This is a genomic window from Bradyrhizobium sp. USDA 3364, assembly GCF_054056355.1.
In genome coordinates this window covers 1,380,151-1,404,229 of sequence record NZ_JBSRYG010000002.1, presented here as the reverse complement: position 1 = coordinate 1,404,229, position 24,079 = coordinate 1,380,151, and the positions used below count along the sequence as shown (strand labels likewise).

Annotated in this window: 16 protein-coding genes, 1 tRNA gene and 4 pseudogenes; 10 read left to right on the top strand and 11 right to left on the bottom strand. The window is 58.5% G+C overall.

The genetic code is table 11. From position 1 onward, the window contains the following. Nucleotides 1–9: 9 nt before the first annotated feature. The 4 genes and pseudogenes from ACVILL_RS06620 to ACVILL_RS06605 form a co-directional block, all read right to left on the bottom strand. Nucleotides 10–264 (bottom strand): hypothetical protein, encoded by a 255-nt coding sequence (locus tag ACVILL_RS06620; protein WP_456718541.1) that lies wholly within the window; start codon nt 262–264, stop codon nt 10–12. Between the two features lie 234 nt (nt 265–498). Continuing rightward, a pseudogene (locus ACVILL_RS06615) lies at nt 499–710 on the bottom strand (RES family NAD+ phosphorylase); the annotation flags it as partial. Beyond that, nucleotides 707–1,056, bottom strand: a pseudogene (locus ACVILL_RS06610) (antitoxin Xre/MbcA/ParS toxin-binding domain-containing protein); the annotation flags it as partial. The pseudogenes ACVILL_RS06615 and ACVILL_RS06610, both read right to left, overlap by 4 nt. A gap of 408 nt (nt 1,057–1,464) precedes the next feature. Continuing rightward, nucleotides 1,465–1,540, bottom strand: a tRNA-Ile gene (locus tag ACVILL_RS06605). Nucleotides 1,541–2,347: 807 nt separating this feature from the next. Between ACVILL_RS06605 and ACVILL_RS06600 the strand changes: the two genes are divergently transcribed. Next, nucleotides 2,348–5,452: an efflux RND transporter permease subunit gene (locus tag ACVILL_RS06600; protein ID WP_456728344.1), complete on the top strand. Its 3,105-nt coding sequence runs from the start codon at nt 2,348–2,350 to the stop codon at nt 5,450–5,452. A 175-nt stretch (nt 5,453–5,627) separates the two neighbouring features. Here the strand turns inward: ACVILL_RS06600 and ACVILL_RS06595 are convergent, their stop codons facing one another. Beyond that, complete coding sequence (locus ACVILL_RS06595) at nt 5,628–5,846, bottom strand: hypothetical protein (protein ID WP_456728343.1); 219 nt, start codon at nt 5,844–5,846, stop codon at nt 5,628–5,630. A 386-nt stretch (nt 5,847–6,232) separates the two neighbouring features. On the opposite strand from ACVILL_RS06595, the gene ACVILL_RS06590 reads away from it, so the two are divergent. From ACVILL_RS06590 to ACVILL_RS06580, 3 genes are all read left to right on the top strand, one after another. Then, a complete protein-coding gene (locus ACVILL_RS06590) occupies nt 6,233–7,183 on the top strand; it encodes a sulfite exporter TauE/SafE family protein (RefSeq protein ID WP_456728342.1) in 951 nt (316 codons plus the stop codon). Nucleotides 7,184–8,154: 971 nt separating this feature from the next. After that, entirely contained in the window at nt 8,155–8,349 is a 195-nt protein-coding gene (locus tag ACVILL_RS06585) for a hypothetical protein (protein WP_456728341.1), read from the top strand. After that, the gene (locus ACVILL_RS06580; protein WP_456734194.1) at nt 8,349–9,488 is read left to right on the top strand and encodes an MFS transporter; all 1,140 of its coding nucleotides are present in this window, start codon (nt 8,349–8,351) and stop codon (nt 9,486–9,488) included. Before ACVILL_RS06585 ends, ACVILL_RS06580 begins: the two co-directional genes overlap by 1 nt. Nucleotides 9,489–9,818: 330 nt before the next feature. Here the strand turns inward: ACVILL_RS06580 and fcl are convergent. Together fcl and gmd are read right to left on the bottom strand one after the other, a co-directional pair. Then, nucleotides 9,819–10,779, bottom strand: a pseudogene (fcl, locus tag ACVILL_RS06575) (GDP-L-fucose synthase). Then, on the bottom strand, nt 10,760–11,845 hold the full coding sequence (gene gmd / locus ACVILL_RS06570; protein WP_456728340.1) for a GDP-mannose 4,6-dehydratase: 1,086 nt from the start codon (nt 11,843–11,845) through the stop codon (nt 10,760–10,762). Before gmd ends, fcl begins: the two are co-directional and overlap by 20 nt. 918 nt (nt 11,846–12,763) lie before the next feature. Here gmd and glmS point away from each other — a divergent pair. Next, nucleotides 12,764–14,590 carry a glutamine--fructose-6-phosphate transaminase (isomerizing) gene (glmS, locus tag ACVILL_RS06565; protein WP_456728339.1) on the top strand — a complete coding sequence of 609 codons (1,827 nt, stop codon included), beginning with the start codon at nt 12,764–12,766 and terminating at the stop codon, nt 14,588–14,590. 727 nt (nt 14,591–15,317) lie between these two features. On the opposite strand, the gene tnpA is transcribed toward glmS, so the two are convergent. Next, entirely contained in the window at nt 15,318–15,743 is a 426-nt protein-coding gene (tnpA, locus tag ACVILL_RS06560) for an IS66-like element accessory protein TnpA (RefSeq protein ID WP_456728338.1), read from the bottom strand. A 462-nt stretch (nt 15,744–16,205) separates the two neighbouring features. After that, on the bottom strand, nt 16,206–16,328 hold the full coding sequence (locus ACVILL_RS06555) for a hypothetical protein (protein ID WP_456728337.1): 123 nt from the start codon (nt 16,326–16,328) through the stop codon (nt 16,206–16,208). Nucleotides 16,329–16,650: 322 nt separating this feature from the next. On the opposite strand from ACVILL_RS06555, the gene ACVILL_RS06550 reads away from it, so the two are divergent. Next, entirely contained in the window at nt 16,651–17,451 is an 801-nt protein-coding gene (locus ACVILL_RS06550) for an effector protein NopP (RefSeq protein ID WP_456728336.1), read from the top strand. A gap of 497 nt (nt 17,452–17,948) precedes the next feature. Continuing rightward, nucleotides 17,949–18,794 carry an IS66 family transposase gene (gene tnpC, locus ACVILL_RS06545; RefSeq protein WP_456728335.1) on the top strand — a complete coding sequence of 282 codons (846 nt, stop codon included), beginning with the start codon at nt 17,949–17,951 and terminating at the stop codon, nt 18,792–18,794. A gap of 245 nt (nt 18,795–19,039) precedes the next feature. Here the strand turns inward: tnpC and ACVILL_RS06540 are convergent, their stop codons facing one another. Next, nucleotides 19,040–20,065, bottom strand: a complete 1,026-nt coding sequence (locus ACVILL_RS06540; protein WP_456728334.1) for an IS110 family RNA-guided transposase — start codon at nt 20,063–20,065, stop codon at nt 19,040–19,042. Between the two features lie 48 nt (nt 20,066–20,113). Here ACVILL_RS06540 and ACVILL_RS06535 point away from each other — a divergent pair. Together ACVILL_RS06535 and ACVILL_RS06530 are read left to right on the top strand one after the other, a co-directional pair. Then, nucleotides 20,114–20,536: pseudogene (locus ACVILL_RS06535) on the top strand (IS66 family transposase); the annotation flags it as partial. 62 nt (nt 20,537–20,598) lie between these two features. Beyond that, nucleotides 20,599–20,781: a transposase domain-containing protein gene (locus tag ACVILL_RS06530; RefSeq protein ID WP_456728333.1), complete on the top strand. Its 183-nt coding sequence runs from the start codon at nt 20,599–20,601 to the stop codon at nt 20,779–20,781. Here ACVILL_RS06530 and ACVILL_RS06525 read toward each other — a convergent pair whose 3' ends face one another. Continuing rightward, complete coding sequence (locus ACVILL_RS06525) at nt 20,782–21,219, bottom strand: hypothetical protein (protein ID WP_018268855.1); 438 nt, start codon at nt 21,217–21,219, stop codon at nt 20,782–20,784. A gap of 784 nt (nt 21,220–22,003) precedes the next feature. Between ACVILL_RS06525 and ACVILL_RS06520 the strand changes: the two genes are divergently transcribed. Continuing rightward, entirely contained in the window at nt 22,004–23,968 is a 1,965-nt protein-coding gene (locus ACVILL_RS06520) for a glycoside hydrolase family 127 protein (protein ID WP_456728332.1), read from the top strand. Nucleotides 23,969–24,079: the final 111 nt, after the last annotated feature.

Sequence of the window (24,079 nt, the reverse complement as noted above, 5' to 3'; positions counted from 1 at the left end):
TGCCCAGATCTAGATCCGCGGTCGCGCCGATTGCGCTTCTGAACGCTCCACGTACTTTGCGTAGGCCCGGCGGATTCGGTTGTCGTCGTCTCCGCCGGTGTGGATCTTTTCACTTCGTTCCCCAAAGGCGGCGACTGCAATGGCCGTATCGAAGACGCCTTCCACGGTGTCGCCATCACAAAAGGGGATCGCGACTGCCCCGAGATACTCGTCCCGCTTCCGCTTCTCGAGCCCCCACATCTCGTATTTCAGCGAAACCAGCACATGGATGACGTCGTCTTCGACTGCAGTCGGCTCGATCGCATAGAAGCGGTGGTCGCGTCCACAAACAAGATCAAACTAAATTGGCTTGGCGATCTTCTTCACAAAGTAGGCTGCGATATCGGTGGCTCTCATCGTCGGCACTCCTGTTGCCGAAGATTCTATGACCGCATCCTGCAAGACGCGAGCGAGGGAAACACGACGGCGATATGAAGCTCGGTCAAAACGCGGCGGAGCGTCGAGTGCTTTGAAGCCTCTGCGAACCGCCAATTCGAGGATCGCGGTCGCAGGATCAAGCGCAATACACGACGCGAGCGCCTTTGCTGTTCCATCGGTCGCCGACCTTGGAACGCGCCCTCGCCATTATCCGAAGTCGACGCAGAGCGTCCCTGGTCGAGACGCCAAGCGATGAGCCTACCGCCTCCTAATCGCTCTGTAGAAGGCGTCATGCATAGAGGCCGTATGCGAGGCGTTTGAGGTACTGTTCAACGAGCTCGATGCCCACCGGCGTGGCAAGCAGATCGATCGGGCGGCGCTGGTCAAGACCGATGGCTGGACGCTCGAGCCACTGCTCTGCCTCTTCCTGCGAACCGAACACGTCCGTGGCCTTGGCCAGGAGCTGAGCGGCTTTTCTGGAGCACCCCTGCGTCGCTGAAAGGTGCGAAGGCTCATTCCGAGGGCTGTTTCCAACGAGTCCATTTGAATGAAGAGGAGGTGACTGACTAAGTGGGTCAGCGCGGAGAGGCCGTCCAGCAGCAGTTCGTGGGCGTCCAGGGTGCTTGTGATGCGGCGTGCGCCGATCATCGGCGCCGCATGATCAGCATGGTGCTGCTGCTCGTCGGCACGCCGATGATGATCGCCCCGGCATCGGCATCGTCCCCGGCATCATCATCTCCAGCACTACCTGCAGCAGCAGCACCACAAGCGGCAATACCATCCTCGCATCCCGATCGGCGCTGTCGGACTAGCCGACGGCCCAGCGGCCGCTGACCATAGTTGCGATCACGGCGAAATCGCCTACCGTACTCACGGTGAAAGCAGCGCAGCGTTAATGTTTGGGTTTGAGATTTTCTGCCGATTTGAGATGATCTGGCGATGACTTATGAAATCGAGTCGTTCTTCGACTAGAGATCGGTATCGAGTCGTTCTTATAGCCCGAACGAGTCGTTCTTAAAGTGGACTACAGTCGGAGGAAATCGCCGCTGGTGGGCCCGGCAGGACTCGAACCTGCAACCAGACCGTTATGAGCGGCCGGCTCTAACCATTGAGCTACAGGCCCCCGCCACTGAAAGGCGGCGGCGCGGCATGCTGGCATCGTTACAGGTTGTCTGCCGCTCCGGCAAGGTTCAGTCACGCTTCCGCGCCCGCGCTTCGCACTTCTCCGCAGACGTTCCTTTCCCGTTCTGTAGCTCGAAGCGTCAATTCAGTCCAAGGGCCTGCTTTGGCGCTGTTATCATGTGTCCTTATGAAAACGAGCGACGTGCGTAGAATCAGCAGGCCGCGCCGGCCCGGAGTCAAAAGAGAGGCTTTTCCAACCCAGCGAGCTCTTCACTGGTGGTGAGGGGGCGATTAGGCTTCAGCGTTCCTTTTGACAAACCTTGGTATAGGTTTGACAGCCCATCCTATATTACCCACTCACCTTTGTAGAGTTGAGCATCCGTCAGGTCGATTCTACTTTCGACATTGAAGCTGGATCATACGAACGAGCGATCGAAGCGAAGCCTTGAGCTGGCTTGATTCCTTGCTGGAAGTCGTTGTGTTCCATCAAGGCCTGAGGACGAAACTACATGGAAACAGGTGAGCCCAATTCCACGTCTTGAGGCGGGCCGCAGGCTACTTAGGCGCAAAAAAGACATGGATGTTTAACTTGGGAAATGCTCCCGCAATTTGAGGTCGCGGTCAGTGACGAGAAGGGCAAGGCCGATGTTCATCCAAGCAACCACGATGTAAGAGGCGCAGAACTGAGCTCCCTGGTTGGGAGTATGTCCCTTTGGATCAGGTGTTTCCAGTTCCCAAATATTACGCGCATTAGCCGCGGGTAGCGCGACCTGCTCGCGAATTTGCGTTACCTTGAATGAGAGTTGAGATGGCATCTACCGAACTTTTCATCAAACGTCCGGTGTTGTCTGTCGTCCTCAGTCTCCTGATCCTGCTGATCGGACTTCGCGCGGCCACCGTTCTGCCGATCCGGCAGTATCCCAAGCTGTCCAATACGGTCGTCGATATCACGACTTCCTATCCTGGCGCCTCCGCCGACATGATCCAGGGGTTCATCACCGCTCCCCTGGAGCAGGCCGTCGCTTCCGCTGAGGGCGTCGACTACATCACTTCTTCATCGGTGCTCGGTACGTCGACGATCCAAGTCTACATAAAGCTGAATTTCGATCCCAACGAGGCGCTCACCGAGGTGCTTTCTAAGGTCAACTCAATCAAATATTTAATCCCGAAGGAATCAAACGATCCAGTCGTCACTAAGGCAACGGGTCAGGCCACCGCTGTCATGTATATCGCTTTCTCCAGCGAGGAACTGACGGCCAGCGCGATTTCCGACTATCTCTCGCGCGTCGTGCAACCAGTTATGTCAACCGTTGACGGCGTCGCCGCGGCAGACATCCTGGGCGGCCAAAGTTTTGCGATGCGGCTATGGCTCGATGCTGCGAAAATGGCAGGGCGCGGCGTCTCGCCGGCTGATGTTTCGGCTGCAATCGCCGCCAATAACTTCCAGACGGCGGCCGGCCAGACCAAGGGATATTTCACGATCTCCGACGTCACGGCAAATACCGATCTACGGAGTGTTGATGACTTCAAGCGCATGATCGTCAAAGCCATTGATGGGGGCTTTGTGCGCATTGAGGATATTGCGACAGTCGAGCTTGCAGCGCAGACCACAGACGTCAGTGTGGCCATGAACGGCGAGCACGCGGTCTTCATCGGCGTGCAGGCGAGCCCGCAAGGCAATCCGCTGAATATAGTGCGAGGCGTTCGCGCGCTGTTTCCAGAAATGGAGCGTAACCTGCCGCCATCGCTGAAGATGAAGGTGGCCTACGATTCAACGAAATTCATCCAATCGTCGATCGATGAAGTGGAAAAGACGCTCATCGAGGCCATCGTGATCGTGATGGTGGTGATCTTCCTGTTCCTGGCCTCGCTGCGATCGGTCATCATTCCCGTCGTCACCATTCCGCTGTCGCTCGTTGGCGTCTGCAGCTTGATGCTGGCGCTGGGATTTTCATTCAACCTCCTGACCCTCCTTGCGATGGTGCTCGCGATCGGTCTTGTGGTCGACGACGCGATCGTCGTGGTGGAGAATATCCATCGTCATCTAGAAGAGGGGCGGCCGCCCCTGCAGGCCGCCACGAGGGGAGCGCGCGAGATCGTGGTCCCCGTTGTCTCCATGACGATTACGTTGGCGGCCGTATACGCACCCATCGGCTTTCTCGGTGGCCTCACCGGTGCGCTGTTCCGCGAGTTCGCGTTCACGCTGGCCGCGGCGGTGATCGTGTCTGGCGTGATCGCTTTGACGCTGTCGCCGATGATGTGCTCGGTCTTTCTAAAGAGCGCCGAGGAGGGACGGTTTGCAAGATTCGTGAACCGCGTGTTCGCCGCCATGACATGCTGGTACGGCCGCAAGCTCGATCGCTCGCTCGACTATCGCCCAATTACCTGGCTGTTTGCGCTGACCATGCTGGGCCTCGTCGGCTTTCTCTATATGCATACTTCCAAGGAACTTGCACCCGAGGAGGATCAAGGTATCGTATTCGCACTAACGAAGGCGCCGAAATATGCCAATATCGACTATCTCGACTATTACGGCGCCAAGCTCGAAAGGGCATTCCGGAAGTTTTCCGAGACCGATTTGACCTTCGTGCTCAACGGTAGTAGCGGCTCGCAGGCAGGCATGGCCGGAATGTTGCTGAAGCCATGGGACGAGCGCAAGCGATCATCGATCGTGCTTAGGTCCCTTGTTCAAGCCGAGCTGTCCAAAATCGAAGGTATTAACGCATTTGCTTTTAACTTGCCGGCACTTCCGGGCGGATCGGACGGCCTACCGGTGCAGATGGTGATCAATTCGACGCTGGGCTTCCAATCCGTCTATGAGCAGATGTCGAAACTGAAGGACGCCGCGCGCAAGAGCGGTCTGTTCATGGTCAGCGACTCTGACCTCGAGTTCAACCAGCCGGTGGTGCGAATCAAGGTCGATCGGTCCAAGGCCAACGATCTTGGCATTACCATGCAGAATATCGGTGACGCGCTCGCCATCCTACTTGGCGGAAACTACATCAATCGCTTCAATCTGCAGGGCCGCTCCTACCAGGTGATCCCGCAAGTGCCGCGCGAGAAACGCATGGCTCCGGAAGCGATTGGGAACTATTATGTAAAGACAGCGACGGGCTCGATGCTTCCGCTGTCTACCGTCGTCTCGGTCGAGACTGCGACTGATCCGAACGCGCTCACCCACTACAACCAGCTCAGCTGCGCGACCTTTCAGGCTGTGCCGATGCCCGGGGTCACGATCGGTCAAGCCGTGGACTTCCTGGAGGCGGAGGCAAAGAAGCTGCCCGCAGGCTTCAGCCACGACTTCCTTGCCGACGCCCGGCAATATGTGCACGAGGGTGACCAACTGGCCATCACCTTCGCATTTGCACTGATCGTCATATTCTTGGTGCTTGCGGCGCAGTTCGAAAGTCTGCGCGATCCCCTCATTATTATGATCAGTGTACCCATGGCAATTGTCGGCGCCTTGATACCGCTATTCTTTGGCTGGGCGACGATGAACATCTACACTCAGGTCGGGCTGCTGACGCTCGTCGGTTTAATTTCCAAGCACGGGATCCTGATGGTTGAGTTCGCCAACGAGCTGCAGCTCAAGGAGAGACTTGATTGTCGCTCGGCTATAGAGATGGCAGCTCGCGTCCGACTTCGTCCAATCTTGATGACGACGGCGGCGATGGTCACAGGCCTGGTACCTTTGTTGACGGCAACAGGAGCTGGCGCCGCGAGCCGCTTCTCGATTGGGCTGGTGCTCGTCGCGGGCATGTCTATCGGCACGCTGTTCACGCTCTTCGTCCTGCCGGCGGTCTATGTCGCGATCGCCTCCGATCACCGTGTCGATGCGAGTGCCGGTCACGCGAAGAAGGGCCCCAAGTTCGACCTCACCAGCACTGCTGAGGCCCAGCCGGCGGAGCAATGACGCTAACATCAGGCCGGATTGACCGATTGCTGCTAGGCCAGGGCGTTACTTGCAACGCGGTGATCTGACGCGCCCTAAATTCGTGACGGGACCAAAGGCGGTCCCTCGCGGCTGCGCTCCTCTCGACCTATCGTTCGCCCGCGGCAAAAGACTACCTCATCGAGGGTAAAGAAGATCATTTCAAGATGTCGGCGTGGCGAACGGCCCGCATCAAGATCTTCGCGCCATTGCTGCTGAGGTTGGTGCGCATCGGGCGCTCGACGAACGCGTCAACAATCCGCTGTTGCTTCGCCACGATGAATTGCCGACGTTCACCGCAGCCGAACGCTGGCTCACCGCGCCGGGCGCGGAGAGAATTAATGCGCTCTCGAGCAAAAGGCAGCTTTTCCATCATCCAAATTACCCTTGAAGGAGAATTTATTTGCTTTCGCCTGACCGCGTTGAATTGCTAGCTGAAAGAGATGAACTCCAGTCTGATCCGCCTTAGGGTGGCTGCCGACAAGTGTAATTCTGTGGGGTTGGAGAACTGGTTGTCCGCGCTTATACGGATGCCGACGCAGTTGCGGGTTCGATACGAAGACCATTGGTGGAGCAAACCGAGGCGCATGCTGAGTGATTTAGTTAGGTAGCGGGAAGTACAGCGCCGCTTTTGTTGCACAACTGCAGCCCATAACAGGGAGCAAATGTAGAAGCTCTGCACTTGACCGCGGCCATCGGCATTATCAAGGCAGCGGGAGCTCGTAAGCGAGTGGTCAGAATCTTTCGCAATCCTGAAGACCAATGTTTACGTCTGATTCCCCGACGGGATTGGACGCCATCTGGCGTGAGAAAGTTAAGGAAATGGCTGCGTTTGATGCTTCTATCTGGTTCCTGGCCGCAACGACGTGTTTTGCGGCTTTCGTAAACGGAGCCATCGGCTACGGTTTTTCGTCGCTCACTGTGCCGCTTGCGCTGGTTTTCTACACCAATCGCATTCTCAATCCTGCCATTGTCATCGTCGAAGTCTTCGTCAACGTTTACGTGCTCCTCATCAATCTGAAGGGCGTACCGGCGGTTTGGAGACGCGTGTTTCCCATCTTGGTTGGGCTCTTGCCAGGCATTGCGCTTGGCGGCTATGCATTGGCTTCACTGCAGCCGGGCTGGATCAAATTCGCCACCTACACGATCATTCTACCGTTGATCCTGCTGCAAGCCGCCGGTTGGCGCCGCCCTATCGAAGCAAGCTGGCTGATCGGTCTGCCATTCGGATCGATGCTGGGCATCCTCTATTCGGTGACGACTATCTCCGGCCCGCCCTTGGCGATGCTGTTTAACAACCAAGGCCTGGTCAAAAACGAATTTCGCGCCGGCCTTGCCCTGGTGCGCGTGGCGGAATCGAGCGTGACCGCTTTCGTCTATTACAAGCTCGGTCTGTTCATTTCCGAAAGCGGCAGTCTTCTCCATGTCTTAGTACCCAGCGTTGTGCTCGGCATCCCGCTGGGATCCTACGTCATTCGCCGACTTGATCCGGAGATATTTCGACGCATCTGCATGAGCTTCGATGCTTGGATCGTGGGTTTCGGTTTGTCACGGGTTCTGATCGAGCTCAATCTAGTGCAGAGCGCATGGGCTTATAGCGTGCTAGCGGCGACGATATTGATCGATCTTTGGTTGCTATATTCCTTCCTTACCACGCGCCGTTCGAGCTGGTCTGAGCGGCGACCTCGGCAAGCTGCGGATATAAGCGCTTGAACGATGCCAGAGCGCGCCTCGATGTCGAAGGCACCCGTCCTGGACCTGGCCAAGCGATTGCAGAGCTCATTGAGTGCTCGCGACACCGCGCTGGCCCTTTTCGGGGTCGACGGGAACGACATGGACATCCGGTTGATTGCTCCAAAGACAACCCAACGCACGGGCCAGATATCCAAAATCAGAGGAAAACCCAGGACATTTGGAGGCTGATGTTCTCGCCGTTCCACTCGAAATGGCGGTGATCTTCGTCAGTGCACACTACCCAGAAAGAGCGGATCACCCGAAATGCGAAGACATTTGGCACGGCATAGGGAATCACCAGCCTGAAGCTGGAAATAAATGGAATCTCACAAGTATCGGACCGACATTGACGGCTTGCGCGCGACCGCCGTCCTATCGGTCATCGCCTTCTACGGCTCAATCGTCCCCGGCGGCTTTAGCGGCGGAGATGTCTTTTTCGTCATCAGCGGGAACTTAATTGCGTCCGAGAGATCCCTGCGCGCACGTTCAGCCTGCTCAGCTTCTACCATCGTCGCATTCGGCGCAATCTCCCCCATATAACGAGGTGGCAATTCGCTGAGCTCATTGGGTGACGGAAGCGCTTGCGGAGAAGCCAGACGCAAGGCCCGAGGCGTCGCGCACGCCGCACGAATGCAGGAGTCCTTGGCCTCCGCGACAGTGCCGAACAAAGCTAGGTGTTGATCTGGAAGCCCGCTCTGGTGATGCTCGTTGTATTGATCTTGCAACGCAGGGCCGTTGCAAATGATGAGAGCTTCCGGATTGGCTGAAAAGTTCTGTCATAAAAACTGACGACCGTGTTCGAGGTAAGTCAATGCGGGCAGGACGCGTTGGGCTTTGTATGTTTTGCGACAAGGATCCGTGAACGCTGCGCTTCCGACCGTCGGTTACCAGCAAGGACGATTGTCACTCGTAGGGCTAGTCTATCCCAGAAAGATTGCGCGACACGCCGGATGGAGCTCGACAATCACTTTCATTTGGCGTTTGCGCGCCAGGACCTGGGCCAGTTTTGCGACGGCATCGCATTTGCAGAGATGAAGATGGTCAACTTGAGCCCTTCATCATCGAGCTTCGGGCCGCCTGCAGGCGTCGCGCACGGGATGAAAGGCGCCGCGCTCGCGAGCCCGCCCTCTCAGGAGTGCCTGTGATACCATCTTCCAATTGGTCTGCCGGCCTGCTCGGGACGCGGCTCGCATTTTTCGTGGCCGGCTTCGGCCTCGCGGCCTGGGCGCCTTTGGTGCCGCTCGCGAAGGAGCGGCTCGGGGTGGATAACCGCGTGCTTGGTCTTCTGCTACTCTGTCTCGGAGCGGGGTCCGTCATCGCTATGCTTTCGACTAGTGTGTCGAATGCGCGCTATGGCAGCAAGCCCATCATCATCGCGGGTGGGCTTGGCATCTCGCTCATCCTGCCCTGGCTTGCAGTGGCCGGCACACCTCTCAGCCTCGGTTCCATGCTATTTGCTTTCGGTGTTTCACTTGGTTCGATCGATGTAGCCATGAATATTCATGCGATCGAATTGGAGCACGCCACTGGACGTCCATTGATGTCCGGCTTCCACGCCCAGTACAGCATTGGCGAATTCACCGGCTCTGCCGCGGTGACCTCGTTCCTTTCGCTGCAGCGTGGCCCGTTTATCTCGACGTTGGTCTGTTCGGCCATAATGATGATCGCGATTATGTCAGCTTGGCCGCGGTTGCTCGCCATGAGTTCGAGACGGCAGGAACCGTTGTTTGTCTTGCCCAATCGCAGTGTGTTGCTAGTAGCCGTACTCGCGGCTATCACCTTTCTCGTCGAAGGTGCAATGCTTGATTGGAGCGCTTTGCTTCTCGTTGGACAAGGCCTCCTCGCAGAGGCGCACGGAGGCCTTGGTTGTATGCTCTTCTCAATTGCGATGGCCGTAGGCCGTCTCAGCGGAGATACCATGGTAGCTCGATTCGGCGACCGTACCACATTGATGCTCGGGACCGTGCCAATCTTGACCGGTTTCTTGGCCGTGGTGGTCGCGCCGATTGCGTTGATTGCCATGGCGGGGTTCCTGCTTATTGGATTGGGCATTTCAAATGTTGTACCCGTACTGTGTCGACGCGCCGGCAAACAGAAAGTGATGCCCGTAGGCGTTGCGATTGCAGTCATCACCACAGCCGGGTATGCGGGTATACTGGTCGGTCCCGCCAGCATCGGGCTCGTCGCACACATGGTCGGCTTGCCGTTGGCGTTCGCGATGTTAGGCGTGCTCATGTGCATCGCGACGCTGTCGGCGCGGAAGGTGATGGCAGAGTCTCTCTAAGCGTCGGGCCAGAGGAAACAGCGACGCGCGTCGAGCTAATGACCGGTCGCGAGGCGGCGTTCGTGCCGAGCGTCGATAGCTCGCAACTTGATGGGTGTAGAACAGCACGTCGATCATGCCTCTGTCCCTGCAAGTCGGCTGGCTGAGCCGTGGCTTTGACACACCGGTCACTCGGATGTTGGGCGTCCCACCGAGCGCTGTTGTTAGCGAACTGGGTGGACTGCGCGGCGAAGTTGATCGTTTGCGCGAGCGGTTAGCCCGGCTATGTTGGGACGTTCACCGCCGAGTAATTCTGGGATCGGCCCTGCGCCCGCTTGTCGAGACACGCGGTTACTCTGGGGCCGTCCATCTGCTGCCGGCGAGATACGCCCGATACGCGAACTGAATGCCCTCCTGCAGTGAAGTCTGCGCGCGCCAGCCAAGCTTGGCGAGTCGGCTGACGTCGAGCAGCTTGCGCGGCGTGCCGTCGGGACGCGAAGTGTCGAAGCTGATCTCGCCGCGATAGCCGACGGTGGCGGCGACCACGCGGGCGAACTCGGCGATGGTGATGTCCTCGCCGGTGCCGATATTGACCAGCTCCGGCGAGGAATAGGTCTTCATCAGATGGATGCAGGCGTCGGCGAGATCGTCGACATAAAGGAATTCGCGGCGCGGCGTGCCGGTGCCCCACACCACGACACGGCCTGCACCGGCGACCTTGGCCTCGTGGAAGCGGCGGATCAACGCGGCGACGACGTGGCTGTATTCGGGATGATAATTGTCGCCGGGACCGTAGAGATTGGTCGGCATCACGCTGATGAAATCGGCGCCGTACTGGCTGCGATAGGCCTCGGCCATCTTGATGCCGGCGATCTTGGCGATGGCATAGGGCTCATTGGTCGGCTCCAGCGGGCCGGTCAGCATCGAATCCTCGCGGAGCGGCTGCGGCGCCAGGCGCGGATAGATGCAGGACGAGCCGAAGAACATCAACTTCTCGCACCCATTGGCGTGTGCCGCCTGGATCACATTGGTCGAGATCGCCAGATTGTCGTAGAGGAATTCCGCCCGCAGCGTGTTGTTGGCGACGATGCCGCCGACCTTGGCGGCGGCGAGGAACACCGCCTGCGGCCGCTTCGCGGCAAACCAGGCGTTGACCGCGGCCTGGTCGCGCAAATCGACCTCGCCGCGCGACACGGTCAGCAGATCCGCCTGTTCGCGCGCCAGACGGCGCATCAGTGCCGAGCCGACCATGCCGCGATGGCCGGCGACGAAAACCGTCTTTGCCCTTCAGTTCAAACGCCGCGCTTGCCATTGGCCACATCCTGCCTGGCCTCGACGAGATCGCTGGCGACCATTTCTTTCACCAGTTGCGCGAACGGCGTCTTCGGCGCCCAGCCGAGCTTGGCGCGCGCCTTGCTGGCGTCGCCGATCAGAAGATCGACCTCGGTCGGACGGAAATAGACCGGGTCGATCTGCACCAGCGTGTTGCCGGTCGCCTTGTCGACGCCGACCTCCTCGACGCCCTTGCCGCGCCATTCGATGCTGCGGCCGACCTCGGCAAATGCCAGCTCGACGAACTCGCGGACCGAGCGCGTCTCGCCGGTTGCGAGCACGAAGTCGCCGGGCTCGTCCGCCAGCAGGATCTTGTGCATGCCCTCGACATAGTCGCGGGCGTGGCCCCAGTCGCGCTTGGCATCGAGATTGCCGAGATAGAGCTTGGTCTCGAGACCGACTTCGATGCGGGCCACGGCGCGGGTGATCTTGCGCGTCACGAAGGTCTCGCCGCGGATCGGGCTTTCGTGGTTGAACAGGATGCCGTTGCTGGCGAACATGCCGTAGGCCTCACGGTAGTTCACCGTGATCCAGTAGCCGTAGAGCTTGGCGACGCCATAGGGCGAACGCGGATAGAACGGCGTGGTCTCCTTCTGCGGCACCTCCTGCACGAGCCCGTACAGCTCCGAGGTCGACGCCTGGTAGAACCGGGTCTCCCTTTCCATGCCGAGGATGCGGATCGCCTCCAGCAGGCGCAGCACGCCGATGGCGTCGGCGTTGGCGGTGTATTCCGGGCTCTCGAAACTGACCTGGACGTGGCTCTGGGCGGCGAGGTTGTAGATCTCGGTCGGCCGGATCTGCTGCACCAGCCGGATCAGATTGGTCGAATCGGTCATGTCGCCATAGTGCATCAGGAACGGCACGTTGTCGGCATGCGGATCCTGGTAGAGATGGTCGACGCGGGCGGTGTTGAACGAGGACGAGCGGCGCTTGATCCCGTGCACGGTATAGCCGAGCCCAAGCAGATATTCGGCGAGATACGCGCCGTCCTGCCCGGTGATGCCGGTGATCAGCGCAACGCGCCGCTTCGAATCCTGAACCGCCATGGTCTCTCTTAGCTGCGCTGGAAAGAAAGCTTCCCTTCGAATCGTCCTTTGCGAAACGGGCTTCCGGCGCACTTCACCCGCAATCAGAGGAAGCCGATCGTTAGATCTAGTCATACACATCGTGCAGGAACGCACACTACATACATTGATTTATATCGTGCTGGAGGGGGACTGCCATCGAGCTTCAAAATGAAGGCCAACGAACGCTCGCAGATGGCAAACCCCGTTACGTGCGCACGTCAATGAGAGAGGCCGAAAGTCTGTGTTCTCTATCTTTCATTGGGCGCATGGGTGCATTCGCTCGGTGTGGCCGTGGTGCAAGAGGGTGACTTTGCTGAAGCCGCGGTAGTCGATGTATTCGTCTGAACTCTGGCACGCAAGCCAGCGCACGTCGAAGCCTGCGCATCAACAACGTTGGCCCTACAAAATGCCCCGATCCTTCTTCTGAATGGAACCCATAATTTGGGCGGCAGGATCATCGACGATGATCATCGCTCTTCTGCTGACGGCCCGCTCGCGTAAGCGGCGGATGGTCGACGCAAGCACGAAATGTGAGAACGCAGCAAACGTTGGTATAGTTCTTCAAACAAGTTCGATATCGAAAACTTACGTCCGTACAATGGAGGTTCGGTGCCAATTGTTTAGTCTCATCCCGACCAACATAGCTGGAAACCGTCAGAGGCTGATGAGCCTATTACACCCGCGCGACAAACCCTAGGACGGTTGCGTGAAGGCGAGAGCAGGACGTTGTAAGGTGACGCCACACTACTTGCGCGATGTATTCTTGCGACGGCCTTGTGCGGCGATGACGCGGTCGTCGCTATCCAGCGAAAGCCAGTCTTTGTCGAAAGCGAATTTCATGACCAGATTTCCTGTCGGGGACGTCGGGCTCTTTGAGCTTGGGCGGCATTAGTCGATATGTGTGGAATTGTCGGCATCTTGGGGCGTGGTCCGGTCGTCGGGCAGTTGGTCGCTTCGCTCAGGCGATTGGAATATCGTGGCTACGACTCCGCAGGCCTTGCGACGCTCGAAGGGCTACGTATCGAGCTCCGGCGGGCTGAAGGTAAGCTGAGAAACCTTGAGGAGCGGCTGCGCTATTGTCCGCCCGCGGGTCATGCCGGTATCGGTCATACCCGCTGGGCTACTCATGGAAAACCGACCGAGAGCAATGCTCATCCGCATGCTACGGAAAATGTCGCGGTCGTTCATAACGGGATCATTGAAAACTTCCGCGAGTTGCGAGCCGAGCTGGAGCGGGATGGGGCCAACTTCCGCTCAGAGACGGACACGGAGGTGGTGGCGCATCTCGTCGAATCTTATCTCAAGAATGGCTACTCGCCGCAGGATGCAGTACAAGCTTCGCTCCCGCGGCTGCGCGGAGCCTTCGCGCTTGCATTCCTCTTCAAGGCCCACGACGACCTTTTGATCGGTGCGCGCAAGGGATCGCCCCTCGCGATCGGACATGGCAACGGCGAAGTGTATCTGGGGTCGGACGCGATCGCGCTCGCGCCGTTGACGGACACCATTACCTATCTTGAAGACGGCGACTGGGCCGTGCTTACCCGCGCGATCTGCGTGATCTATGGCGCAGACGGCTCAGTCGTCCAGCGGGAGACATCAAAGCCTGGCGTATCGTCACTCCTTGTGGATAAAGAGAACTATCGCCATTTCATGGCCAAGGAAATCCACGAGCAGCCGAGAGTGGCCTGCAAGACACTGGCGCATTATCTTGATAGGTCAGGCGAGCGCGTAGCCCTGCCGCTCACATTGCCGTTCGATTTTAGCTCCATTCAGCGCATCTCGATTACCGCGTGCGGAACGGCAAACTATGCCGGTCACATCGCCAAATACTGGTTCGAGCGGTTGGCTCGCTTGCCTGTCGAGATAGATGTAGCCTCCGAGTTTCGCTACAGGGAGGCGCCTTTGCGCCAGGGTGATCTCGCGATCGTCATCTCGCAGTCCGGCGAAACCGCTGACACACTAGCTGCGTTGCGATACGCCAAGAGCCAAGGCCTGCACACGATATCTGTAGTCAACGTCTCTACGTCGACGATTGCGCGCGAAAGCGAATCCGTGCTGCCGACGCTGGCGGGGCCAGAAATCGGCGTCGCTTCTACGAAGGCATTCATCTGCCAGCTGATGGTATTGGCGGTGCTTGCCGTCGCAGCAGGAAAAGAGCGCGGTAAGCTGTTAGAGATCCATGAATCGAAGCTCGTGCGCGAGCTCATCGAAGTGCCGGGGTTGATTGCTGCGGCGCTGTTGACTGAGCCGCAGATCGAAAAGCTCGCGGGTGATATCGCCAACGCAAGGGACGTGCTCTATCTCGGCCGTGGCACGTCGGCCCCCCTGGCGTTGGAGGGCGCACTCAAGTTGAAGGAAATTTCCTATATTCACTCAGAAGGTTATGCCGCCGGTGAGCTCAAGCACGGACCGATCGCCTTGATCGATGAGGCCGTGCCTGTGGTGATGATTGCGCCTTACGACGAGCTCTTCGAGAAGACCGTATCGAATATGCAAGAAGTTGCAGCTCGCGGCGGCAAGATCGTTTTGATCACCGATGCGAAGGGCGCTTTGGAAGCGACGCTAGACACGCTCATGACCATTGTGCTGCCGGAGATGGTCGCAAACTTTGCGCCGATGGTCTATGCCATTCCGCTTCAGCTCTTGGCTTACCATGCCGCCCTCGTAAGAGGCGCGGACGTAGATCAGCCACGTAATCTCGCCAAATCGGTGACTGTCGAATGAAGCCGCAGTGGTAATGTCGGAGCCTCCCGCCTCGGCATCGGGCTGTTAAGTTTGCGTTCCGTTGTGTTGGTTGTGGATGACGGAGCCGGACAAGTTCTCGATATAGTCGCATCCGAAGTTGCTTGTAGCCTCTGTCTGGTTGCGCGCTCACGCAATCCTGTTGCGCCGCCCCTGGCTCCGCTGATCGGCCAGACAGGTGAGCTTCGAAGGAGAACGATCCCGGCATCAACAGGTCAATCATAGACCGATTAGCTGGACGAGCAGATTCAATCTTGTTTGGGTTATCATCGTAACCCCTGACTAACGCTGATGGGGACCAGGCCCCCCTTCCTACAGGGCCAAATCAGCCTGAAGCCGATTCAGAACCGATGCTCTGTATCCTCGCGCCCTTGCCGAAACCGGCGAGCAGACCGGCGTAGGGAGCTTCGGGCTCCTCCACCGCGGCTAGCTCATTGGCAGCGCGTAGGCGCGGCAACTGACTTTTTTCAAAATGACAGCATGCGCGCCATGTCGGCCAACTTGAGCGTGGTGAGCGTCATGAGGAGACCTCGCCTGAAGGTTGATCTGGGCGGCTAGGAAGATCTCGCGGAATGGCTTGTCGCGAGGTCACAATGTCCAAGGATAGTCGTAAGGACTTCCTGCACCAGCAAGCCCAATGAGTTCACGCCGCGACGCATATCGGTGTGACCGGTCGCAATCCACACCCGCAAGCCCGACGCAATGGGGATCACCGTAGGCGCCCATATGCCAGCGCCGCCACGGCGGCCTTCAGCGTCGCCGCGTCGACCGCACCCGTGATCCGCATCCGAGTTCCGCTCGCAAACTCGATCTCGATCGCCCCGCCGCTACTGGCCGGCGCGACTGGACAAGGCGTCGGCTCCGCGACCACCATCGTCGGTACGAAGCCGGGTTGATCGGCGGCATCCTTCGGCTCAGGTCGAAACGACCGTCGCCATCGCAGCAGCAATGAGCGCGAAACGCCATACCGCCGCGCTGTCGCCGCGACCTGGCGCGGCGCCTGTAAGCTCTCCAGGACGATCTTGACCTTCTCGTCCTCGGACCAGCGCCGCCGCCGCCGGCCCGTGTCCACCACCTCAAGCCGCTCGCCTTGGGCACTGCGCCTATCACTGTCCAAAAAGACAGTTCTCAACAACGCGCCTCATTCGGCAAGGCGGCCTTCACCGGTCTTCACCGGACGGATACTAACGAACTTGCGGGCGCCATCGCTTAGCGGCTCCTTGTTGAGCCGAACAGCGGCGGCCCCTTCCTGTTTGTGAACAGCGTCATCACGTTGCGGGCTGATTGCGGCGAGGTGATAGTGCAGAAAAAATCGGAGGTGACTGCCGACCCCTCAGGGGCCGCTCGTCGTTATAATGTCTGCCGATGTCTCCACTTTCTTTCTGGCAAGGCACAGGAACGAATAAGCGTTGACGCATTCGGCCCTGCTCTGAGTCTAACGCGCACCAGGATGTATGACACCGAACTTCGCAATTACAATTAATCGACTACTCAAGATCGGCCCGTGGTCAGGCCTCATCCGCCCTGAATGGCGACGCAGAGCCACTGAGTTTGGTCGTGTTCCATGCCAAGTCGCACCGCATCGAAAAGATCCTGATCACGGAAACGCCTCAAGAAAGCAACGAGTAAACCCTTGCTCGTGCTTCAGGTGGATGATCCGATCGAACCTGGCGCGAAACAGGTCGCCTTTCCCCGTCGTTTCCGGCTTCTTCGGGCGCATCGCGCGCCTCCGCTACGATGGAATCACGGCTGGCTATTCTGCAGGCTTTCCGGCCTTCCGCCGTGAAAAGCTTGCAATCTCGTATCGCAGCGGGGCCAAAAACCGACTCTCACTCAACGGCTTGGACACTTCTTCACGGCCGACACTTATGAAGACGCCCCCGCGAGCGCGGCGCCGGACTGCGCGCCTGGCCCTGTCGTTTCACCGAATTTAGCTCTCCCTTTATTTGCCCGCGTCAGCTTACGGACAGCTAAGCTGCTTATCAGCGGAGTCAGGTCTAACGGCCTGAACACAATGCAACATCCATAGGAGTGTGGTCGTCATGTACGGTCGAATTAATAATTGGTCGGGTGTTCCATCCGATGATGAATATCATCACGCAAGCTCTCCGGAGCACGGGAATGCCGACGACTTCGCGGACGCATTCTCTAGAATGCGATTGCAGGATTCCGACGCCAGCTCATCCTCGGGTCCAAGTTATTACAACAATCCAAGACCTCCTATTATCGAGATCAACCAAGAGAGATTCCGGCGAGAGGTGAGGACTTTTCATGGCGAAGAAATCGATCATATCGCCAACAATCCACAGGAATACTCACAATTTGTATCCGAAAGGGCTAGGCGCACGGCGGACGTCGCTAGGGATTTTGGCATCCGAAGAGATTCGGACGCCGCCCGATATTACAGCTACCAACTCGGAAATAGGAGCGTCGGTCTCCAAAGAACGGAAGGCGGATTTCCTATGACTGACTTCAACAGCCAAGGCTGGCGAGAACAGTTTCCCGGTCGAACTGACGTCACGTCCATCGTGGATTTCCAGGTTGCTCATCCGCTCGTTTCGAATGCCGGCGATATTCTGCTCGAGCATCAACTTCGGCGAGACGGCGAACGGCCTCTGGTGAACTGGCGTCCTGCGAATGACGAAGCGAGAACCCGTGCAGAACAAATGGGCTTCGTCCATGTGGACCGAGACGATATGGTACTTGACCCAACCCGGTCCGGACCCTGGAGCTACAGGGATGGTGAATGGCAGCGTGATACCCAGCATTCGACGTATCTTTCCAAATACGCCAGCGATCCTGAATCTTCGTCAGAGTCCGACTCGGATGGAGACTTTATGTGACGTGAGATCTCGCCAATCCATGAACGGGGTGGAGCTAGGAGCGCAGACAAACCGACATCTGCGGCTTGCGATCAAGACCTAGGATCGAACCCGGGTAGCGCTGTGATATCGCTGCGTGAAGGTTAGGCAGCTTGCTGATCGGTGGGCTCGTCGGCTTGGTGCGGGAGCTTCTATTCCCAGGGCAGCAATTCGTGCAGACGCGAAGCGGGAAGGTCGGCAATGGCTCGGACTGCAAGCGTGTGCCGATGCGACCTGTGGATCAGCCGGTACGAGCTGGTTGATCATTATCAAGAGGCGTTCGTCACTCATGCGGAGTTGTTGTAGAATTACTCTGCACGAGTGATTGGCCTTCCGATCCAGCATTGCTCCGACAAACCGTGATGGCGCTATCGTCACGGCTTGCAGCGTTGTCGGAGGAATGCAGCACGCGGGCGACTGAGCGTGATGCAGCGATCGCTCACCGCGACGCTGCGATCCAGGAGAACGACAAGCTCCTGATGATCCTGTCCCAGTACAAGCGCGCGATCTTCGGTGCGCGCTCCGAGACACTGGATATCGGACAGCTGCCTCTCTTCACCATCAGCGCACAGGCGGCTCGTGCCGCCGCCAACGACGATGTGATTGGAGGCAGGCTGCCTGACGGAGCGGAGGGCGGTGGAAAGCGACCGGCGCGACGCACCCGCGGGAAGCTTCCGGAGCATATGCCGCGCATCGACGTCGTGATCGATATCGAGAGCCACGGCTGCCCCTGCTGCGGCGAGCAGCTGCACAAGGTCGCGGAGACCGTTAAGGAAGCCTTCGACGTCATGGCGATGCAGTACCGGATCAAGCGCATCGTGCGTCCGCGGTACGGCTGCCGGGGCTGCCGCCAGGGTGTGGTACAGGCACCCGCGTCGGCCCAGGCGATCGACGGTGGAATGGTGACGGAAGCCTTGCTGGCCCACGTCGCGGTGATGAAATATGGCTACCAGCTGCCGTTGTATCGCCAGGAACAGATGTTTGCCGCCCAAGGCATCACGCTCAACCGGCAAACACTGGCCTCGTGGATGGGCCGCCTCGCCTGGTGGCTGAAGCCGCTTCACGCGCTGTTGCACCACGCGGTGATGTCCTACCCGCGGCTGTTTGCCGACGAGACGCCGCTGCCGGTCCTCGATCCCGGCCGTGGCAGAACCAAAGTCTGCCAGTTCTGGGCGACCCCCACCGATGACCGCCCATGGGGCGGCCCGGCGCCGCCGGCGGTGATCTACGTGTTCGCCGAGGATCGCAAGGCGATCCGCGCCAAGCGGCTGTTCGGGGAGTACCGCGGCATCCTGCAGGTCGATGTGTGCGGACGCCCCAGTTAATGCAAGCAAAATATAACTTCGGAACAGGCATGTGGTCGGGTGCTGACGTGTGTCCGGCCTCGGAATGCGACCTCGACACGTCGCGGGCCCTTATGGAATGCGTGGATTGGATCCAATTCAGCTACGCGTGCTCGCTGGCACTCATCGACCTGTTGATTCTTCCAATCCCAGTCCCTGACCGATTGCCCATAACCCTCCGTTAGACCTTACCACATTCCCGATGTCTCTCGGCTTCTGGCCTTGCGTTAAGCAGCGCCAGACGCTGGAGCCTGGTAAGCGCCACCGCGGACCGTCAAGGCCCAGGCGATACGCGCCATTTTGTGCGCTAGAGCGACCGCGATTAGCTTTGGAGGCTTCTTCGAGAGCATTCTTGCCAGCCAGGATCCTGCTGGCAATCCATAGCGTCTTGCCCATCGCACAACGGCGGTCGCACCAAGCACAAGGAGGCGTCGCAGATCTCGCCGGCCCATCCTGGAGATCTTGCCGAGCCTATCCTTGCCTCCGGAAGAATTCTGCTTAGGCGTGAGACCAATCCAGGCCGCAAAATCGCGCCCCTTCGAGAAGGTCTCCGCCGACGGCGATAACGCCTCTATCGCTGTAGCGCAAATTGCGCCGATTCCCGGAATGGTCATCAAGCGAGAGGCGACTTCGTCCTGTCTCGCGCGCACCCGTAGTCCCTTCTCCAGCTCTGCTATCTGCTCCGACAGGGATTTCACATGCGTCAAGAGATTCTGGCAAAGGCTGCGGGCTAGATCGGGCAGGTCCGGATATGTTGCAAGGAGCTCATCCAATCGGGGGATATGTCTCACGCCCTGAGCCACGATCAAACCGAATTCCGCAAGATGTCCGCGCAAACCATTGATCGCCTGTGTGCGCTGTCGGACTAAGAGATCACGAACCTTGAACGCTATTGAGGAGCCTTGCTTCTCGGCGCTCTTAACGCCGACAAAGCGCATCGTTGGTCGGGACGCGGCTTCGGCGATCGCTTCGGCATCCGCCGCATCGTTCTTCTGACGCTTAACGAAGGGCTTCACGTACGAGGGATGGATCAACCGGATATCGTGGCCAAACTTACCAATCTCCCGTCCCCAATAATGGGCGCTGGCGCAGGCCTCCATCGCGACCACACACCTCGGCAACCTCGCGAAAAACTCGAGCAATCTGCTGCAATTGAGTTTCTTACGCAGAACTGTCCTCCCATCCCGCCCAGCTCCGTGGGCCTGGAACACGTTCTTAGCCAAATCCAAACCAATGATGCTAACCTCGTCCACGGACGTCCTCCCTTACCGGGTTTGAACACCCACATCTTGGCACAATCGATGCCGTCGGGGGGCGTCCACTCCATCGGCAATGCCGCCTACAAGGGCCTGATCAAGAGCGGCAGCCGTCTGATGCAGCTGGCGTTCTGCTTCGCGCATGCGCGGCGGAAGTTCTGGGACGTTCACGTCGCGACGAAGTCGCCGATTGCTGCGGAAGCGCTGCAGCGGATCGCGATGTTCTACGCCGCTGAGGATCGCATTCGCGGTTTGCCGGCGACGCAACGAGTTGCGGTGCGACAATCCGACACGAGGCCGCTGATCGAGGACTTCAAGCCCTGGCTCGAAGCGCGACTGCTGGAAGTCTCGAAGAAATCCGGCCTTGGCAAGGCGATCCGCTACACTCTCAAGCATTGGGAAGGCCTGACGCGATTCATCGATAATGGGCGCATCGAGATTGACACCAATGCGGTCGAGCGCAGCATCAAGCCGATCGGGTTAGGAAAGAAAAACTATCTGTTCGCCGGCAGTGAACGCGGGACCGAGACGTGGGCCATTCTCGCGCGCTCATCAACACGGCAAAACTTCACGACATCCACCCGCGGCACTATGTTAATGACGTTCTCAAGCGCATCGTCTCCGGACGCACCAAGATCAATCAGCTGAACACGCTGTTGCCGTGGCATTGGAAAGCCGAGCGCGACGGTTCCGACGCAAAGATCGCTGCTTGATCAGTTCGACGGCAAGGCGTCGGGAACTTCCTGCGCATCGCTGGCGTCGTCGTAAATCTCTTCGCGGATCACGCGCAGCGTCACCTCGTGCAGATACACTTGTAGCGCACCCTCAAGCTCTGTGAACTCCGGCAGCAGGACCCGATCAACGAAGCCCCGTGACGCACGGACCATCACCGTGTTGCGTCGCTGCCGGCGATAACGAAACGGCCGCAGCCCATATCGGCGGCAAAGCGCCAGAAACAAGTGCCGAGACCACTGGTCGGGAAGTGAGAATTGCTGTTCGATCGGTGGATCGTGGCGAGCAAGTTCCTCGACCCGGGCCCGCACCCGCTGCAGTGCGGCTTCCGCTGCAAGGCGCTCACCAGCAGTTCCGGCACCCACGAACAACGCCTCGATCTTCCGAAGCTTCTCGCGCAGCTGCGACTCGCTGGTCATTCTGATCCCCGTTGCCCGCTCCGAACCGGGATCAACCCATCATCGCGCGCCGGCGGCGTCAATCATCCCGACCGTGCTATCCAGAGCATTCCGCGCAGGTCAAGCCCAGGAACCGGTGATCCTCTCGTGACGCTCACGAGCATGCGCTTCGACCCGTCGGGATTGCCTAGGATTAACGCCCCAGCGTCTCAGTTGAATCCTGCGTAGCGGCGGCCCATTCGATCCGACTTGGGTTTCACGCGCCCTGCGGTCCGCCCACCTGCCACGCGTCATCAAAGGATTGTTCGAAACCGGACATTCTCGCGCAGCGCATTAAAGGCCTCGGATCAGGTGCGGGCGGCTTGTCGCGACGAAAGGAGCGGCGTTCCGGCTGTATCTGCGGCTGGCGAGGGCCCTGGGCGATTATCTGCCCGGGGACAGCCGATCGGTTCGTATACCAGGATCGACCCAGCGCTGCGGCGATGCGGGATTTAGCTCGACTGGTAAATCCGGTTGGTTGGGCGGACCAACGGACGCTCGCAGAGCCGCAGATCGGATCGACCAGAAGAACAGCCCTCATTCTCGGCATGGGAATTGCTGGCCCGCTCCTCGAACGAGCCGCTGCCCGCACTTGTCTGGTCGTACGACGCCGCAGGAGAACCCTCTCCATTTCTGTCACTGCAACGCTCGCTTCGGGAATAGGACTGTGCAGCCGCAAACCTCAGTGTCGCAACCCCAGCAACGTAGACAAGGTGAGTTGGCTTGCCTTGCTAGGCGTCCTTCCGACCCAACAGGGAGGAACGAAATGAGTGAGCGGAATGTGGCCGAAATCGATCTTCACAAGATACACGTCTTGGATCCGCTGATTGGGAAATGTCAGCAGTTGGTAAGGGAAGTGGCAATTCCCTACCAATGGGAGGTGTTGAACGATCGCAATCCCGAGGCGATACCGAGCCACGCGGTGGAGAACTTCCGCATCGCCGCAGGAGATGCGAGAGGCGCGTTCCATGGAACGGTTTTTCAGGACAGTGACGTTGCAAAATGGCTAGAGGCGGTTGCTTGGTCACTATGCCAGGCACCCAATCCAGAGCTGGAGAAGGCTGCCGACGAGCTGATTGAATTGATTGCAACCGCCCAATGTGGCGATGGCTATCTTAACACCTATTTCATACTGAACGCGCCTCAGGAGCGCTGGAGCAACCTAGCGGAGTGCCACGAGCTTTACTGCGCCGGCCATTTGATTGAAGCGGGTGTCGCTTTTTTTCAGGCGACTGGAAAACGGCGATTGCTCGAGGTTGGTTGCAGACTTGCTGACCACGTCGACACGGTTTTCGGCCCGGAGCGCGATCAGCTACATGGCTACGATGGCCACCCGGAAATTGAACTTGCGTTGACGCGCCTCTACGAAGTGACGCATGAGCAGCGATATCTCACGCTAGCCAATTTTTTCGTGGAGCAACGCGGCTCGGAGCCACATTTTTACGACATTGAGTACGAGAAGCGCCGGCAATCCTGTGCCACAGAATCAGGCGGCCTGCCCTGGATGTTAAAAAACAAAGCATATAGCCAAGCGCATTTGCCACTTTCCAAGCAGCGGACTGCCACCGGCCATGCGGTTCGCTTTGTATACCTCATGACTGGGGTAGCGCATCTTGCGCGTCTGCGTCAGAACGATCAGCAACGTCAGACTTGCCTACGGCTGTGGCAAAACATGGTGCGGCGCCAGATCTATATCACCGGAGCCATCGGCTCGCAAAGCGCGGGCGAAGCGTTTAGCTGCGATTACGATCTGCCGAACGATACGGCGTACGCGGAAAGTTGCGCGTCCATTGGCCTAATGATGTTCGCGCGTCGTATGCTGGAGTTGGAGCTGGATGGTCAATATGCCGACGTGATGGAGCGCGCGCTCTACAATACCGTTCTCGGCAGTATCGCGTTCGACGGTCGTCATTATTTCTATGTTAACCCGCTCGAAATGCATCCCAAAACGCTGAGGTCCAATGGCATTTATAATCATGTCTCGCCGGTGCGAAGGCCCTGGTTTGGCTGCGCGTGCTGTCCGCCGAACATCGCACGGCTTTTCGCATCGATTGGTCATTATATCTATACGCTCCGCGCCGATGCGCTCTATGTAAATCTCTACGTCGGCAATAGGGTGGAAATGTCGGTCGGCGGGGCTAAGCTGCGACTGCTCATGAACGGCAACTATCCCTGGAAAGACGAGGTGGAGATCGCCGTCGAATCCGCTCTGCCAATTTCTCACACGCTCGCTCTGCGCCTTCCACAATGGTGCAGCGCGCCGGCGGCGAGCCTGAACGGAGAACGTATCAATTGCGAGCCGCGAAATGGCTATTTGCACATTCACCGGACATGGAGGCAGGGAGATCGCGTCAAACTATTGCTGCCGATGCAAGTGCGTCGCGTCTACGGCCATCCGCAAGTTCGCAATTTGGCCGGCAAGGTGGCCATAGAGCGTGGCCCGTTAGTTTATTGCCTTGAGGAAGTCGACAACGGGACCGAGTTACACAACGTTTGGCTTCATGCAGACAGCCAGTTTTCGCTTGTCGACGGAACTGGTCTCTTCAAGGGCAAGATTTTGCTGCAGGCTGACGGAGTGCGACTGCAACACACGCAATCCGAAGAAGCGGCACTTTATCACTACGACAAGGTGCCTGGACAGCTAGAACCGCAGCGGTTGACATTCATTCCGTGGTTCAGCTGGGCTAACCGCGGCGAAGGCGAAATGCGGATTTGGATAAATGAGCGCTGACGCCGACCACAGAGAGCTTCTGAGTTGAACGAAGCTCTTTTGTTGCGCCAGGCGGTATGTCGCAATCGCATTCAGCTGCTACGAATCTGAGCGAAGAAGCGCTTGAGCTTG

Excerpts from the sequence above, each read along its gene's own strand:
- ACVILL_RS06555 (WP_456728337.1), bottom strand. The coding sequence starts at position 16,328 with ATGCGCCCGAAGAAGCCGGAAACGACGGGGAAAGGCGACCTGTTTCGC.
- tnpC (WP_456728335.1), top strand. The coding sequence starts at position 17,949 with ATGATCCTGTCCCAGTACAAGCGCGCGATCTTCGGTGCGCGCTCCGAG.
- ACVILL_RS06595 (WP_456728343.1), bottom strand. The coding sequence starts at position 5,846 with ATGATGGAAAAGCTGCCTTTTGCTCGAGAGCGCATTAATTCTCTCCGC.
- ACVILL_RS06590 (WP_456728342.1), top strand. The coding sequence starts at position 6,233 with ATGTTTACGTCTGATTCCCCGACGGGATTGGACGCCATCTGGCGTGAG.
- ACVILL_RS06525 (WP_018268855.1), bottom strand. The coding sequence starts at position 21,219 with ATGACCAGCGAGTCGCAGCTGCGCGAGAAGCTTCGGAAGATCGAGGCG.
- ACVILL_RS06520 (WP_456728332.1), top strand. The coding sequence starts at position 22,004 with ATGAGTGAGCGGAATGTGGCCGAAATCGATCTTCACAAGATACACGTC.
- ACVILL_RS06585 (WP_456728341.1), top strand. The coding sequence starts at position 8,155 with ATGGAGCTCGACAATCACTTTCATTTGGCGTTTGCGCGCCAGGACCTG.
- ACVILL_RS06550 (WP_456728336.1), top strand. The coding sequence starts at position 16,651 with ATGTACGGTCGAATTAATAATTGGTCGGGTGTTCCATCCGATGATGAA.
- glmS (WP_456728339.1), top strand. The coding sequence starts at position 12,764 with ATGTGTGGAATTGTCGGCATCTTGGGGCGTGGTCCGGTCGTCGGGCAG.
- gmd (WP_456728340.1), bottom strand. The coding sequence starts at position 11,845 with ATGGCGGTTCAGGATTCGAAGCGGCGCGTTGCGCTGATCACCGGCATC.
- ACVILL_RS06600 (WP_456728344.1), top strand. The coding sequence starts at position 2,348 with ATGGCATCTACCGAACTTTTCATCAAACGTCCGGTGTTGTCTGTCGTC.